Origin of the sequence: Brevundimonas sp. (assembly GCF_004210735.1) — a bacterium.
Taxonomy (GTDB): domain Bacteria; phylum Pseudomonadota; class Alphaproteobacteria; order Caulobacterales; family Caulobacteraceae; genus Brevundimonas.
On sequence record NZ_SDZL01000002.1, the window covers coordinates 39,828 to 53,726 of the forward strand.

At 68.5% G+C, this 13,899-nt stretch carries 15 protein-coding genes and 1 tRNA gene; 12 read left to right on the forward strand and 4 right to left on the reverse strand.

The features are described from left to right. Positions 1-59 precede the first annotated feature (59 nt). The 3 genes from EON91_RS00645 to EON91_RS00655 all read right to left on the reverse strand — a co-directional run bounded on the left by EON91_RS00645 (position 60) and on the right by EON91_RS00655 (position 1,772). Positions 60-560 (reverse strand): demethoxyubiquinone hydroxylase family protein, encoded by a 501-nt coding sequence (locus EON91_RS00645; protein ID WP_292090950.1) that lies wholly within the window; start codon positions 558-560, stop codon positions 60-62. 61 nt (positions 561-621) lie between these two features. Then, positions 622-1,161, reverse strand: coding sequence for a disulfide bond formation protein B (locus tag EON91_RS00650; RefSeq protein WP_292090894.1), 540 nt, complete (start codon positions 1,159-1,161; stop codon positions 622-624). Positions 1,162-1,196: 35 nt separating this feature from the next. Continuing rightward, a complete protein-coding gene (locus tag EON91_RS00655) occupies positions 1,197-1,772 on the reverse strand; it encodes a YqaA family protein (protein WP_292090895.1) in 576 nt (191 codons plus the stop codon). A gap of 203 nt (positions 1,773-1,975) precedes the next feature. Here EON91_RS00655 and hppD point away from each other — a divergent pair, with 203 nt between their 5' ends. The 11 genes from hppD to EON91_RS00710 all read left to right on the forward strand — a co-directional run bounded on the left by hppD (position 1,976) and on the right by EON91_RS00710 (position 11,681). After that, the gene (gene hppD / locus EON91_RS00660) at positions 1,976-3,073 is read left to right on the forward strand and encodes a 4-hydroxyphenylpyruvate dioxygenase (protein WP_292090897.1); all 1,098 of its coding nucleotides are present in this window, start codon (positions 1,976-1,978) and stop codon (positions 3,071-3,073) included. After that, positions 3,074-3,259, forward strand: coding sequence for a hypothetical protein (locus EON91_RS00665; RefSeq protein ID WP_292090898.1), 186 nt, complete (start codon positions 3,074-3,076; stop codon positions 3,257-3,259). A 296-nt stretch (positions 3,260-3,555) separates the two neighbouring features. Then, a complete protein-coding gene (locus EON91_RS00670; protein ID WP_292090899.1) occupies positions 3,556-4,698 on the forward strand; it encodes an isoaspartyl peptidase/L-asparaginase family protein in 1,143 nt (380 codons plus the stop codon). Next, positions 4,695-5,162 (forward strand): isoprenylcysteine carboxylmethyltransferase family protein, encoded by a 468-nt coding sequence (locus tag EON91_RS00675; protein WP_292090900.1) that lies wholly within the window; start codon positions 4,695-4,697, stop codon positions 5,160-5,162. Before EON91_RS00670 ends, EON91_RS00675 begins: the two co-directional genes overlap by 4 nt. Next, on the forward strand, positions 5,153-5,425 hold the full coding sequence (locus EON91_RS00680; RefSeq protein ID WP_292090901.1) for a hypothetical protein: 273 nt from the start codon (positions 5,153-5,155) through the stop codon (positions 5,423-5,425). The genes EON91_RS00675 and EON91_RS00680 overlap by 10 nt, the downstream gene beginning before the upstream one ends. 78 nt (positions 5,426-5,503) lie before the next feature. Further along, entirely contained in the window at positions 5,504-6,196 is a 693-nt protein-coding gene (locus EON91_RS00685) for a hypothetical protein (RefSeq protein WP_292090902.1), read from the forward strand. Between the two features lie 54 nt (positions 6,197-6,250). Then, positions 6,251-7,261 carry a fumarylacetoacetate hydrolase family protein gene (locus EON91_RS00690; protein WP_292090903.1) on the forward strand — a complete coding sequence of 337 codons (1,011 nt, stop codon included), beginning with the start codon at positions 6,251-6,253 and terminating at the stop codon, positions 7,259-7,261. Positions 7,262-7,350: 89 nt separating this feature from the next. Next, on the forward strand, positions 7,351-8,157 hold the full coding sequence (locus tag EON91_RS00695) for an energy transducer TonB (RefSeq protein WP_292090904.1): 807 nt from the start codon (positions 7,351-7,353) through the stop codon (positions 8,155-8,157). Positions 8,158-8,213: 56 nt separating this feature from the next. Beyond that, positions 8,214-8,298: transfer RNA gene (locus EON91_RS00700), tRNA-Leu, on the forward strand. An 80-nt stretch (positions 8,299-8,378) separates the two neighbouring features. Then, complete coding sequence (locus EON91_RS00705; RefSeq protein ID WP_292090906.1) at positions 8,379-9,659, forward strand: multidrug effflux MFS transporter; 1,281 nt, start codon at positions 8,379-8,381, stop codon at positions 9,657-9,659. 78 nt (positions 9,660-9,737) lie between these two features. After that, positions 9,738-11,681 carry a M1 family metallopeptidase gene (locus EON91_RS00710; protein ID WP_292090908.1) on the forward strand — a complete coding sequence of 648 codons (1,944 nt, stop codon included), beginning with the start codon at positions 9,738-9,740 and terminating at the stop codon, positions 11,679-11,681. A 21-nt stretch (positions 11,682-11,702) separates the two neighbouring features. Here the strand turns inward: EON91_RS00710 and EON91_RS00715 are convergent, their stop codons facing one another. Then, positions 11,703-12,134: a DUF488 domain-containing protein gene (locus EON91_RS00715; RefSeq protein WP_292090952.1), complete on the reverse strand. Its 432-nt coding sequence runs from the start codon at positions 12,132-12,134 to the stop codon at positions 11,703-11,705. A gap of 78 nt (positions 12,135-12,212) precedes the next feature. Here EON91_RS00715 and EON91_RS00720 point away from each other — a divergent pair, with 78 nt between their 5' ends. Then, positions 12,213-13,877, forward strand: a complete 1,665-nt coding sequence (locus EON91_RS00720; protein WP_292090909.1) for an amidohydrolase — start codon at positions 12,213-12,215, stop codon at positions 13,875-13,877. Positions 13,878-13,899: the final 22 nt, after the last annotated feature.

A 13,899-nucleotide genomic window follows, 5' to 3' on the forward strand; every position in this document is an offset into this window, starting at 1 on the left:
CCTCCCCACCCGGTCGCTTCGCGACCACCCTCCCCATGAAGGGGAGGGAGAACCTGAGCCTAAACCCGCTCGCTGATCTTGATCGCGGCCCGGCAGCCCAGCTTGATGACCCCGCTCAGCAGCCGATAGGCCGGCGCCTCGCGGCTGCCGTGGGCGATGGCGTGGTCGTGGTGGGCCAGTTCTTCCTCGCGGAATTTCGTCAGTTCGGCGGCCAGTTCGGGATCGCGCTCGCGCACCTCCTCGATCTGGTCGGCATAGTGTTCCTCGATCACGCTCTCGACCGCCTCGGTGCAGGCGTGGGCCGCCTTCTCGCCGATCAGGGCTGTCCCCGCGCCCAGGGCCGTGGCCGCCAGCTTCCACAGCGGGATCATCGCCGTCGGCCGCACCCGGTGCTGGTTCAGCAGCGCCTCGAACCGCGCCAGATGCACCGCCTCGTGCCCCTCCATCTCGGTCAGGTCGCCGGCGATCTTCTCCTTGCCCTGACGCCCCTCCAGCACCGCGCGCTGGGCGCGATAGATGTGGACGGCCGCGAACTCGCCCGCATGATCGACCCGCAGCATCTCGGCCAGGCGCGCACGGCCCTGCCCGACGCCGGGGCGTGGCAGGGGGATGCGGCGAGCGTCAGTTGCGGGGGGCACGGGCGTCCTTGGGGCGTTTGGCGGCGAGCAGGCTGAACACGGCCAATGCCGCGGCGATCAGGGCGTTCCATCCTGCCATCGAAAGCCCCAGGAAGCGCCACGTCACCGCGTCGCACATGGCCACGCGCGGCGCCGGACCCGTGCCCAGCGCCAGCGACGTCAGGCTGTTCAGGTCGAAATCACCCGGCGCGGCCCCGGCGCAGGTCGCCGGCAGCTCCCACCACTTCATCTCGCCGCCCATGTGGAAGACGGCGGTGATCGCGCCCGTGGCGAAGACGGCGGCCAGCAGGAAGGAGGCGATGCGCGGCGTGCCCCGGCTGGCGCGGCTGAACACGGCCCAGAAGGTCGCGGCCCCGGCGATGGCGACGGCGGCCCAGTACACCTCGCGCTGCTTGAGGCACAGATTGCACGGGCTCAGGCCCGCAAACCGCTCGAACGCGTGCGCGGCCCCCAGCAGGGCCAGCGAGGCCGCCAGGGCGTAGGCGGTCCACCACCGCGTCAGGACTCGATACAGACCGATCATCGCCCCTTCTTAACCTTGGCCGGGCCGCCCGTCGACTACAGCAGCTTGATCGCGAAGAAGGCCCCGATCAGCACCGCCAGCCCCAGCACCGTGAACAGCGCCAGCCGCTTCTCGACGATCTCCAGCATCGGCGGCCCCCAGCGCTTCAGCACGAACGCGACCAGGAAGAACCGCCCCGCCCGCGTGATCACGCACAGGGCGATGAACAGCGCCAGGTTGAACTGGAAAATTCCCGAGGCGATGGTGATCAGCTTGAACGGGATCGGGGTCAGCCCCTTGATCAGGATCACCCACGCCCCGTGCTGCTGGAACAGCGCCTTGGACGTCTCGAACGTGTCCGCCTTGCCCAGGAAGGCCAGGATCGACATCCCGACCGGCTCCAGAAAATAACCGATGGCGTACCCCAGCAGCCCGCCCAGCACCGAAGCGACGGTGCAGACCATCGCATAGAAATAGGCCCGGTCAGGCCGCGCCAGCACCATGGGCGCCAGCATCACGTCCGGCGGAATCGGGAAGAACGAGCTTTCGGCGAACGAGACGACGGCCAGCGAGCGCGTCGCATGACGGTGGCGGGCCAGCGAAAAGACCCAGTCATAGAGCTTGCGCAGCATTCAGGCGTCCCGGTTGATCCCATCGCCTCTAGCAGGGCCTTGGCCGTTGCGCATCGGGCTTCGCGCCGGATGCGACATCGGGGGCGTTCGACGACAATGCTGTGAACCGGCCGCCTGCGGGTTGGCGAAACGGCCTCGGGTGACTAGGTTCCGCGCCAATCGGCGGCCCGGTCGCCTGCATAAACAATCTCAGGAGACGACCCATGACCGACGTCCAGACCGACGCCGCCCGGATCGATCAGGAAAACCCCCTCGGCGTCGACGGCTTCGAGTTCGTCGAATTCACCGGCCCCGAGCCCGAGGCCATGGTCGCCCGGCTGGAGCTGATGGGCTTCACCCGGACCCACGTGAACCCGCTGACCGGCGCGGTGCGCCTGAAACAGGGCGACATCACCATGCTGGTGAACCGCACGCCGTCGGGTCAGGCCGCCGATTTCGCCCGCGACCACGGCCCGTCGGCCAACGGCATGGCCTTCCGCGTCGCCGACGCGAAATCCGCGTATGAGGGCGCCCTGGCGCGTGGCGCGGTCAAGGCCGATGGCGTCAACGGCGGCGCTCTGGGGAACGACTATCCCTACATCCTGCAGGGCATCGGCGGTTCGCTGCTGTACGTCATCGACCAGTACGGCGAGCACGGCTCCCTCTACGACGCCTGGGACGAAATCGAGGGTTGGGAAGAGGCCGAGCGCAAGAACTCCATGGGCCTCGAGGTGCTGGACCACCTGACCCACAACGTCCGTCGCGGCCAGATGCGGACCTGGTCCGGCTTCTACAACTCGATCTTCAACTTCGAGGAACAGAAGTATTTCGACATCAAGGGCAAGGCGACCGGCCTGTTCTCGCAGGCGATGATCGCGCCCGACCGCGCCATCCGCATCCCCCTGAACGAGAGCCAGGACGACAACTCCCAGATCGAGGAATTCCTGCGTCGCTATAACGGCGAGGGCATCCAGCACATCGCCCTGACGACCGAGAACATCTTCGAGACCGTCGAGGCCATGAAGGCGCGCGGCGTCGACTTCCAGGACACGATCGAGACCTATTTCGAACTGATCGACAAGCGTCTGCCCAACCACGGCGAGGACGTGGAGCGGATGCGCAAGAACCGCATCCTGATCGACGGCTCGGACGAGGAAGGCCTGCTGCTGCAGATCTTCACCCAGGACACCTTTGGTCCGATCTTCTTCGAGATCATCCAGCGCAAGGGCAACGAGGGCTTCGGCAACGGAAACTTCCAGGCCCTGTTCGATTCCATCGAGCTGGACCAGATCCGTCGCGGCGTCATCAAGGTCGACGCCTGAATGAAGATGCGGCCGCCGCACTGGCTGCCCTGGCTGGGCCCGGTCGTCGCGGCGCTGGTCGGGGCGGGCATCGGCGAATACGGCCTGGGGGGCGGTTTCTGGACCGTCCTCCTCGCCGCGCTGGTCTGCGGCTTTGCGCCCATCGTCGCCTACCGCCTGTGGAAATGGTCTCACCACCGACGGTGACCCATCGTCCTTCTCCCCTCGGGGGAGAAGGTGGCTTGCGGAGCAAGACGGATGAGGGGGCCGCCAGCTTCAGGCTCGACTCCTACCCGTCTGCCCGCTGACAGAGCCCCCTCATCCGAGCGGCTCCGCCGCCCACCTTCTCCCCCGAGGGGAGAAGGGCTAGGTCGCCCCCCACATCCGCCCCCGATTTCCGTCGCCAATTCAGCGCCCGTCCCCCTTCCCGACGCAATCGGGCTTACCCCCCGCGCGGCGCGGCTATAGTGTCGCCCCCTCACGCATCCGCAGGGGGACGCCACATGAACCGCCTCACCAAAAGTGCACTATGTGCACTATGTGCACTGTGTTTTTTCGTCGGCACGGCTCACGCCCAGGCCCAGGACGCGCCCCGCTGGTCGCTGGCCATCCACGGCGGCGCGGGCGTCATCGAGCGCGACAGCCTGCCCCCTGAACAGGACGCCGCCTATCGCGCCGCGCTGACGGTCGCGCTGGACGCCGGGTCCGCCGTCCTGGCGGGCGGCGGCTCGGCCCTCGACGCGGTCCAGGCGGCGGTTCAGGTGATGGAGGACGATCCCCTGTTCAACGCCGGACGCGGCGCCGTCTTCACCGCCGAGGGCCGGAACGAGCTGGACGCCGCCGTCATGAACGGCGCCGATCTGACCGCCGGCTCGGTCGCGGGCCTGACCCGCACCCGTCACCCCGTCGCCGCCGCCCGCGCGGTGATGGAGCGCTCGCCCCACGTCATGTTGATCGGCCCCGGCGCCGACGCCTTCGCCGCCTCGGTCGGGCTGGAACAGGTCGATCCCGCCTTCTTCTTCACCGAGCGCCGCTGGCAGGGGCTGGAGACCGCGCTGCGTCAGCGGGACCTGCCGATCCCCGCTCGGCCCGTGGGGGCCGAGCCGGGCGCCATGGCCGCCCTGCCCGCCCCGCCGCTGAACGAGAAGAAGTTCGGCACCGTCGGCGCCGTCGCCCTGGACGCCCAGGGCCGCCTGGCCGCCGCCACCTCGACCGGCGGCATGACCGCCAAACGCTGGGGCCGGGTCGGCGACGTGCCGGTCATCGGCGCGGGCACCTATGCCTCACGAAACTGCGCGGTCTCGGCGACAGGCAGTGGCGAGTATTTCATTCGCGCCACCGTCGCTCGCGATATCTGCGCCATCATCGAAACCTCGACTTTTCCTGCCGTTCAGGGAGAGCCTTGCAAGGAAGTCCCCGCCGGGATGCATTGCCTTGCAGACACCGCGACTCCCATTGAGTGGCAGGCCGCTCGCGACGAAATCAGTGAGGTGAACGCGCTTGGGGGAGAAGGAGGCGTCATTGTCATCGGTCGCTCGGGCCAGCCTCATTTCGTGATGAACACCTCGGGCATGTATCGCGGCGCGGTGTCCAGCACAGCCCCCGCCCGCGTCGCCATCTACGCCGATGAAGAGAAGGCCCGATGAGCAAGGACCATCCCGGCGTCATCGCCCCGCCGCCGCTGATCTATCTGGGCTTCCTGCTGACGGGCTGGGTGATCGAGCGGTTCAGCGCAGAGCTGACGCTGGGCCTGGCGACCGACTGGCGGCGCGGCCTGGCGCTGGTGCTGATCGTCGGCGGCCTGTTGATCGACGGCGTGGCGGCCGGTCAGTTCCGTCGCCTGGGCACCCCGCCCGAGCCGTGGAAACCCACCACCGCCCTGGCCACCGGTGGCCTGTATCGCCTCAGCCGCAACCCGATCTATGTCGGCTTCGCCGTGACCTATCTGGGCTTCGCCGTGGCGATGGACAGCCCGGTCGCCCTGGCCCTGCTGATCCCGTGCCTGATCGTCGTCGACCGCTTCGTCATCGCGCGCGAGGAACGCTATCTGGAGGGCAGGTTCGGCGACGCCTTCCGCGCCTATCGCACAGGGGTCCGCCGATGGCTGTGAACGACGACGAACTGTCCGAAATGGCGATCGAGGAGCTGGACGCCGCCTGCGACATGACCTGGGACGAGGTCAGCCGGATCACCCCTTGGGGCGACGTCTTCACCGGCATCGCCCCCTCGGGCCGCGAGGTCGAGGTCGAGCGCCGCTACCTCTGGTCCAACGAACCCGGCGGCGGCGTGGTGATCGAGGTCGAGGTCCGCGATCCCCTCGCTCGTCAGGGGGCCGAGGCCAGCGCCCTGCTCAGCGCCCCGCCCGCCGGATGACTCCCGGCGAACGGCGTTAACCTTTTCCTTGCTCCGGGCTGGGGCTGAGGCATGATACCGGCGTTCCGGGAGGCTTCGATGGGCGTGTCCAACTATCCGGCCGATTTCAGCGCGGGCGCCGACCTGGCGCCGGTCGAGCCGACGCTGATGCTGGGTCTGCCGCCGCTGCTGCTCGCGTTGCTGCTGGTCGTCGCCCTGGGCTTCCTGGCGCTGGGCTGGGCCATCGGCCGCCTGCGCCCGACCGAGGAGGACACCGCCCCCGGCCTGTGGAAGGCCATCGACACCCCCCTGCAGACCGCCATGAAGGCCAACAGCGACCATCTGCCGGGCGCCGCGCGCACAGTGAAAAGCGTCATCGAGGCCCGGCTGGGGCCGGTGCTGACCCTGGCCGGCGGCCTGTCCGCCCCCCTGCATCAGATATCCGCCGCCCTGGGCGACGCTCACGCCGGCCATGGGCATGGCGGCCATGACCACGATGGGGGCCACGACGACCACGGACATGACGCCGACCACGACCACGGCCACCACGACGCTGCGCCCACGCACAACACTCCTCACCCCGCCCCAGGCGTCACGGTGATCCAGACCGGGTCGGTCCTGCTGGCCCCCGCGCCGCCTCCGCACAGGCCCCCGCCCGCCAAGCCCGCGCCGACGCCGGCCCAGCGCTTGGCCGTCCTGCGTCAGGCGGTCTCGGACCTGAACGACCACTGGTGCCGCAAGGACGAGCGGCTGGCCGACCTCCGCGCCGCCCGCCGCGCCCTCAACCGCTAACGCTGAACCGCTGACCCTGTTTCCAGATCGGCCGAAAACGCCTAAGCCGGACAAATGAAACTCGCCTCGCTCAAGCACGGCCGCGACGGCCGCCTAGTGGTCGTCTCCAACGACCTGAACTGGTTCACGGACGCCTTCCTGATCGCCCCCACATTGCAGGCGGCGCTGGACGACTGGGACCGCTGCGAGCCCCTGTTGCGGGCCTTGGCCGAAAGCCTGGAGCATGAGGGCGTGCCGCGCGGCCGCTTCCACGAACGCGACGCCGCCAGCCCCCTGCCCCGCGCTTATCAATGGGCCGACGGCTCGGCCTATGTGAACCACGTCGAGCTGGTCCGTAAGGCGCGCGGCGCCGAGATGCCCGAAACCTTCTGGACCGACCCGCTGATGTATCAGGGCGGCTCCGACTCCCTGCTGCCGCCGCGCGACCCGATCCCGCTGGCCGACGAGGCCTGGGGCTGCGACCTTGAGGCCGAGGTCGTCGTCGTCACCGGCGATGTGCCCCAGGGCGTGACGCGCGAAGAGGCGCTGTCGCACATCCGTCTGGTCGGCCTTGTCAACGACGTCTCCCTGCGCAACCTGATCCCCGGCGAACTGGCCAAGGGGTTCGGCTTCGTCCAGTCCAAGCCCGCCAGCGCCCTGTCTCCCGTGCTGGTCACGCCCGACGCCCTGGGCGACCGCTGGAAGGACGGAAAGCTGCACGGCGAACTGTCGGTCCAGCTGAACGGCCAGCCCTTCGGCCGGGCCGACGCCGGCGTCGACATGACCTTCGACTTCGGAACCCTGATCGCCCACCTGGCCAGGACCCGCACCCTGGGCGCCGGCTCGATCATCGGCTCGGGCACCGTGTCCAACCGCGACGCCGACGGCGGCCCGGGCAAGCCGGTGGCCGAGGGCGGCCTGGGCTATTCCTGCATCGCCGAGGTCCGCACCGTCGAAACCCTCCTGCGCGGCAAGCCCGAAACCGGCTTCCTCAAGCACGGCGACACCGTCCGCATCGAGATGCTGGACGACAAGCACCACACCCTCTTCGGCGCCATTGAGCAGGTGGTGCGGCTGACCTCGTAGCCCTCCCGTATTAGGCGTTCAGGATCTTCCCCGGATGCAACTACAAGGTTACAAGCCCCACAGGCGTGCTGACGCCAGGGGAGGACTGAATGCCGAAGACAAAAGGGCTACTCGCTTCGCTATGCGCCACGGCGGTCGCCACGCTGGCGCCCGCAGCAAGCGCACAGGACGTCTGGACCATCGAACGGCCGGGTCGCAATCAGGTTTCCGCCTCCACCATCTTCAACAGCGGGCACGTCATCGCCCTTCGTTGCAGCGGGCGTCAGCCTGAGGTTGTCGTGATCGGCCTGCCTCCGGCCACCCGTCCGGAAACGCTGCACGCCAGCAATTTCGCACGAACGATCGAGGTCATCGTCGACGGCCGCAAACTGCCCTCGTCGTTGTGGCTGGTTCCCTCCGACCGGACAGCCGCCTTCTTCACAAACCCTGCGGCGTTGGCGCGGGCTCTGCGAACCGGTCAGGAGCTCACGCTACGCATCGTGCCCGAAAGCGGACCGGCAACCCGGATCGTGTTGAAATTGCCCGATGATCGTCAGGGCATCGAAGCCATTTTCGGCGAATGCGGCATACCGCTCACCGATCCCAGAGACGAAGCGACAGACCTGTCGGCCGCTGCAAAGCCCGGCGACCGACCGCTGCTTCAATGGGCCTCGCCCCCTCGGGCCGAGTACCCGCCCGTGGCCCAGATGAACAACGCAACCGAAGGGCTTGCGGTTATTTCCTGCTTCGCCGCCCCGAACGGCAGACTCAGCGAATGCCGCGCCGATTACGCGGCGCCTGCCGGCTATGGCTTTGATGAGGCCGCGCTCACAAGCATGCGGCGCGCCCGGGTCACGCCTCACGAGGACACGTCCCCCCGCCCCGTCGCTTTCACCATGCGCTTCAGGCTGCAATAAGGGCCGTTGACCCGGCGCCGCGCATCGCTAGATTGCGCGCCTTCCGACGGACCTGTGCGGGTGTGGTGGAATTGGTAGACGCGCTGGATTCAAAATCCTGTTCCGAGAGGAGTGCCGGTTCGAGCCCGGCCACCCGCACCAGTCGTCAACTCATGTTGCGGCGCAGCAAATAGTTGACCTGCAGGGTTGCGGCAGCGCGTCGCAGGTCGCATCTGCACCCGATGTTCTCTACCGCTGACACGTCCCCCGTTCCGCCTTCGATCACCAAGGGGCCCGGCTTTCCGGAGTTCGTCTGTCTGATCGCCATGATGATGGCGATGAACGCTCTGGCCATCGACGCCATGCTGCCGGCCCTGCCGCAGATCGGCGAGGCTCTGGGTGTCGCGCACGACAATGACCGGCAGTGGATCATCACAGCCTATCTGCTGGGCTTCGGCGGGGCGCAGCTGATCTATGGGCCGCTGGCCGACCGGTACGGTCGCAAGCCGGTGCTGATGCTGGGCGTCGGCCTGTACGTCGCCTTCGCCGCGCTGGCGTCGGCGGCCAGCAGCTTTGACCTGTTGATCCTGTCGCGCATCGGCATGGGGATCGGCGCGGCGGCGACGCGGGTGCTGGCCGTATCCATCGTCCGCGACCGCTACAGCGGCCGAACCATGGCGCGGGTGATGTCGCTCAGCTTCCTGGTCTTCCTGGGTGTGCCGATTCTGGCTCCCACGATCGGCCAGCTGATCCTGCTGGTGGCGCCATGGCGCTGGATCTTCGGCGTGCTGGGCCTGTTCGGCGCGGGCGTGGCGCTGTGGGCGGCGATCCGCCTGCCCGAGACCCTGCATCCCGAGGATCGCCGTCCGATCCAGGCCAGCCGCATCGCCGCCGCCTTCGGCGAGGCGCTGAGCAGCCGTATCGGCATGGGCTACACCCTGGCCATGACGGCGATCACCGGGGCCCTGTTCGGCTTCATCAACTCGTCGCAGCAGATATTCTTCGATGTCTTCAAGGCGCCGCAGCTGTTCACGACTGTCTTCGCCCTGATCGCGGGGGGCATCGCCGTAGCGTCATTGCTGAACGCCCGCCTGGTCGAGAAGCTGGGCTCGCGGATGATCGGACATACGGCGTTGCTGGGCTTCATCGTCTTCGGCGTGATCCATGCCGTCATCGCCATCAGCGGACATGAAACGATCTGGACCTTCACCATCCTGCAGACGCTCAAGATGTTCTGCTTCGGCATGATCGCGGGCAATTTCGGCTCGATGGCGATGGAGCCGATGGGCCATATCGCGGGCACGGCCTCGTCGGCCCAGGGCTTTATCTCAACCATCGGCGGGGCCTTGGCGGGCTTCTATGTCGGCCAGCATTTCGACGGGACGACCGTACCCTTCAATATCGGCTTCGCCCTGTTCGGCCTGCTGGCGTTGGGTGCGGTGCTGGTCGCCGAGCGCGGTCGATTGTTCAAGGCCCACCACCTGCCGCCCGCATCGCGAACCAGGCCGTCAGTTGGTCGCTGATCCGTCCCGCCAGATCCGTCAGGTCTTGATCTTTCAGGCGCGAGGGGGCGTTGTCCCTCGAAACTGAAGGAACGCTCGATGATCCGCACCATGGCCGGCCTGGTTTCCGCCCTCGCCCTCACCGCCGCGCTCGGCGCTTGCGCGACTACCGGCGCGATGCCCGTCACGCCCGGGACGCCGCCCGTGACCGCGCCCGCCGACTATGTGCGCGATGTTCACTCCTATGCCCGGCCCGAGATCGCACGCGTCACCCACGTCGATCTGGACCTGACCACCGACTTCGCCGCCAAGACGGTGTCGGGCGCAGCGACCCTGACCGTCACGGCCCAACTCGGCGCGACCGAGATCATCCTGGACGCGCGCAACCTGGACATCCACACCGTCCGCGACCAGGCGGGCGTCCCGCTGCAGTTCGTGCTGGGCGATGACGACCCGATCATGGGCCAGCCGCTGACGGTGCGCTTCCCCGCCTTCGCCGCGGGCGAGACGCGCAAGATCCGCATCGACTACGCCAGCCGCCCGGACTCGGCGGCCCTGCAATGGCTGACCCCGGCCCAGACGGCGGGCGGCCAGAAGCCCTATATGTTCAGCCAGGGCCAGGCGATCCTGACCCGCACCTGGGTCCCGACCCAGGACAGCCCCGGCATCCGTCAGACCTACTCCGCCCGCATCGTCACGCCCGCCGATCTGAAGGCGGTGATGAGCGCCGAAATGCTGAGCCCCGAGGGCGAGGCCGCTGGCCCGAACCAGAAGGCCTGGCGGTTCAGGATGGACCTGCCGGTGCCGCCCTATCTGATCGCCATCGGCGTGGGCGACGTGGCCTTCGGCGCCATCGACGAGCGCACCGGCGTCTGGACCGAACCCAGGAACCTGGCCCGTGATGTGTGGGAGCTGGAGCCCACCGCCCGCATGGTCGATGAGGCTGAGAAGCTGTACGGCCCCTATCGCTGGGGCCGCTATGACCTGCTGGTCCTGCCGCCCGCATTCCCATTTGGCGGGATGGAGAATCCGCGCCTGACCTTCGCCACCCCGACCATCATCGCCGGCGACCGCTCGCTGGTGTCGCTGGTGGCGCACGAACTGGCGCACAGCTGGTCGGGCAATCTGGTGACCAACGCCACCTGGGACGATTTCTGGCTGAACGAGGGTTTCACCTCCTATTTCGAAAACCGGATCATGGAGGCGATCTACGGCCGTGAGCTGGCGGTCCAGGAACAGGCCCTGGCCTGGGACGGCCTGTTGAACGACATCAAGGACATGCCGTCGGCCGACACCCACCTGCACCTGAACCTGGCCGGCCGCGATCCCGACGACGGCATGAACAGCATCGCCTATGACAAGGGCGCCGCCCTGCTGCGCACCATCGAGGAGACAGCGGGCCGCGAACGGTTCGACGCCTGGCTGCGCGGCTATTTCGACCGCAACGCCTTCCGTCCGATGACCGACGAACGCTTCCTGGCCGATCTGCGTCAGCACCTGATCAAGGGCGACGCGGCGCTGGAATCTTCGCTTCAGCTGAACGCCTGGATCTATGGTCCCGGTATTCCGTCGAACGCCAAGGCGCCGGTGTCGAACGCCTTTGAGCCGGTCGATGCGGCGGCCCAGGCCTTCTATGTCGCCAAGGGCCCGGCCTCGGCCGTGCCGTGGAAGGACTGGAACACCCAGCAGCGCCAGCGCTTCCTCAGCTGGCGCCCCCAAGGCGGAACCTCGGCCGACTGGCTGACCCCGGCCCAGCTGGCCGATCTGGAATCGACCCTGAAGCTGAAGGACGAGGGTAACGCCGAACTGGTCTTCGCCTGGCTGCAGATCGCCGTGGCCCACCGCTATCAGCCCGCCGTGCCGACGCTGGAGCATTTCCTGAAGAGCCAGGGGCGCCGCAAATTCGTCCTGCCGCTGTTCGTCAGCCTGTGGGGCGAAGAGGCCTGGGGCCGCGATCTGGCCAAACGCATCTACGCCGAGGCCCGGCCGCTGTATCACCCGGTGACCTTCAACTCGGTCGACGCCGTGGTCGGTCGCCCCTGATCGGATCGTGAGGGCGGCGGCCTAGAGGTTCACCACCTCGACGCCGTCGTCCTTCACCAGCCGTTCGGCCAGGATCGCGCGGTGGCAACCCGCGTGGTCCGCCTCGAAGCACAACAGCGCCACGCGCTTTTCCTCGACCAACGTCTTGAGCCGCTGATACTCCGCCTCGGCCGCCGGTTCCGCCATGTGGTCGGCGTAGATGGCGCGCATCGTGGCGACGTCGCCCTTGCGCGCCGCGTCGCGCCCCGCCTTGGGCGTGCCCAGTGCGCGCAGATGCAGATAGTCGATCCCCTCGGCCTTCAGGCTTTCGCCCAGCACCGTCTTGGAAAAACCCGCTCGGCGCGACGCCGCCACAGCCCGCACATCGACCAGCAACTCGACCCCGGCCGTCTTCAGCCGGTCCAGCACCTGGCCTTGGGTTTCGCCTTCGTATCCGATGGTGAACAGCTTCATCCGGCCAGTATGGGCGCCGTCCGGGCTTGACGCCAAGCGCGACCATGCGCACCCCTGCGCCTCAAAGGGAGACCGCTCATGATCCGCCTTCGTTCCGTCGCCTGCGTTTCCGCCGCCCTGCTGCTGACCTCGGTCGCCGCTCCGGCCCTGGCGCAGAACCTGATCATCACGGGCGGGACCATCCACACCGGCGTCGACGGCGCAGCCCCGGCCGAGGTCGTGATCGTGCGCGACGGGCGCATCGCCTGGGTCGGCGCCGCCGCGAACGCACCCTCATCCCTAGGACTGCTCGTGGACCTGAAGGGCGCAACCCTGTTCCCCGGATTCACCGACGGCCACGCGCACCTGGACGGCATCGGCTGGCGCGAGATGACGCTGAACCTCGAAGGCGCCGCCTCGATCGTTGAGGCCATGGCGCGACTGACCGCTTGGGCCGAGGCGCACCCTGAAGGCGTCATCGTCGGCCGCGGCTGGATCGAGACCCACTGGCCCGAAGGTCGCTTCCTGACCCGTGACGACATCGACGCCGCCGCCCCGGGCCGTGTCGTCCTGCTCAGCCGCGCGGACGGCCATGCCCTGGCCGCCTCGTCCGCCGCGCTGGATGCGGTCGGAATCACCGGCGCCACCGTGGCGCCCGCCGGCGGCGATATCCTGAAGGACGCGAACGGCCGCCCCACCGGCCTGCTGGTCGACGCCGCCCAGGATCTGGTCGATCCCCTGATGCCCCAGGAGGACGAGGCCGCGACCCGCGCCGCCTATCAGGCGGGCTTCGGCGTCTATGCCCGTTACGGCTGGACCGGCCTGCATTTCATGAGCGCGCCGTGGAAGGACGTGCCGCTGCTGGAGGCGATGGCCGAGGCGGGCGAGGCGCCCTTGCGCGTTTATAACGGCATTTCGCCCGACGGGGCCCGCGCCCTGTTCGCGTCCGGCCCGCGCAGCGTCGCCGACGGCCGCGTCATCACCCGGGCGGTGAAACTCTATGCCGACGGCGCCCTGGGCTCGCGCGGCGCGGCGCTGTTCGAGCCCTATGCCGACCGGGCCGACACGACCGGCCTGATGCAGACGACCGAGGCGGACATCCTGCCCCTGTATGAAGGCGCGCTGCGCAGCGGCATCCAGATCGCCACCCACGCCATCGGCGATCGTGGCAACCACTCGGTCGCCGCCTGGTACGAACAGGCGATGCGCGACGTGCCCCGCAGCGAGTGGAAACTGGCCGACCCGCGCTGGCGCATCGAGCACGCCCAGATCCTGCGGCCCGCCGACTATCACTACTTCAACGACCTGCCGATCATCGCCTCGATGCAGCCCAGCCACGCCATCGGCGACCTGCATTTCGCCGCCGCCCGCCTGGGCGACGCGCGGCTGGACGGCGCCTATGCCTGGAAGACTCTGGTGGATCGCGACGTCATCGTGGTCGGCGGCTCGGACGCCCCGGTCGAGCGGGGCGACCCGCTGATCGAGTTCTACGCCGCCGTCGCCCGCCGCGACCTGAACGGTTTCCAGGGCCCCGACTGGCGCCCGCAGGAGGCCGTTTCGCGCGAGACGGCGTTGAAGATGTTCACCCTGTGGCCCGCCTACGCTTCGTTCCGCGAGGCCGAGCTGGGCACCATCGAGGTGGGCAAGCGCGCCGACTTCACCGCCTTCGACATCGATCTGATGACCGTCCCCGCCGCCGACATTCCCAAGGGGCAGGCGGTGCTGACCGTGGTGGACGGCGAGGTGGTCTGGCGCCGCCCGTAAGGCGAGCGATCTGGTCAACGTC

Coding starts and splice junctions, on each gene's coding strand:
- EON91_RS00650 (WP_292090894.1), bottom strand. CDS start 1,161: ATGATCGGTCTGTATCGAGTCCTGACGCGGTGGTGGACCGCCTACGCC.
- hppD (WP_292090897.1), top strand. CDS start 1,976: ATGACCGACGTCCAGACCGACGCCGCCCGGATCGATCAGGAAAACCCC.
- EON91_RS00645 (WP_292090950.1), bottom strand. CDS start 560: ATGCTGCGGGTCGATCATGCGGGCGAGTTCGCGGCCGTCCACATCTAT.
- EON91_RS00665 (WP_292090898.1), top strand. CDS start 3,074: ATGAAGATGCGGCCGCCGCACTGGCTGCCCTGGCTGGGCCCGGTCGTC.
- EON91_RS00655 (WP_292090895.1), bottom strand. CDS start 1,772: ATGCTGCGCAAGCTCTATGACTGGGTCTTTTCGCTGGCCCGCCACCGT.
- EON91_RS00720 (WP_292090909.1), top strand. CDS start 12,213: ATGATCCGCCTTCGTTCCGTCGCCTGCGTTTCCGCCGCCCTGCTGCTG.
- EON91_RS00680 (WP_292090901.1), top strand. CDS start 5,153: ATGGCTGTGAACGACGACGAACTGTCCGAAATGGCGATCGAGGAGCTG.
- EON91_RS00675 (WP_292090900.1), top strand. CDS start 4,695: ATGAGCAAGGACCATCCCGGCGTCATCGCCCCGCCGCCGCTGATCTAT.
- EON91_RS00685 (WP_292090902.1), top strand. CDS start 5,504: ATGGGCGTGTCCAACTATCCGGCCGATTTCAGCGCGGGCGCCGACCTG.
- EON91_RS00710 (WP_292090908.1), top strand. CDS start 9,738: ATGATCCGCACCATGGCCGGCCTGGTTTCCGCCCTCGCCCTCACCGCC.
- EON91_RS00695 (WP_292090904.1), top strand. CDS start 7,351: ATGCCGAAGACAAAAGGGCTACTCGCTTCGCTATGCGCCACGGCGGTC.
- EON91_RS00715 (WP_292090952.1), bottom strand. CDS start 12,134: ATGAAGCTGTTCACCATCGGATACGAAGGCGAAACCCAAGGCCAGGTG.
- EON91_RS00670 (WP_292090899.1), top strand. CDS start 3,556: ATGAACCGCCTCACCAAAAGTGCACTATGTGCACTATGTGCACTGTGT.
- EON91_RS00705 (WP_292090906.1), top strand. CDS start 8,379: ATGTTCTCTACCGCTGACACGTCCCCCGTTCCGCCTTCGATCACCAAG.
- EON91_RS00690 (WP_292090903.1), top strand. CDS start 6,251: ATGAAACTCGCCTCGCTCAAGCACGGCCGCGACGGCCGCCTAGTGGTC.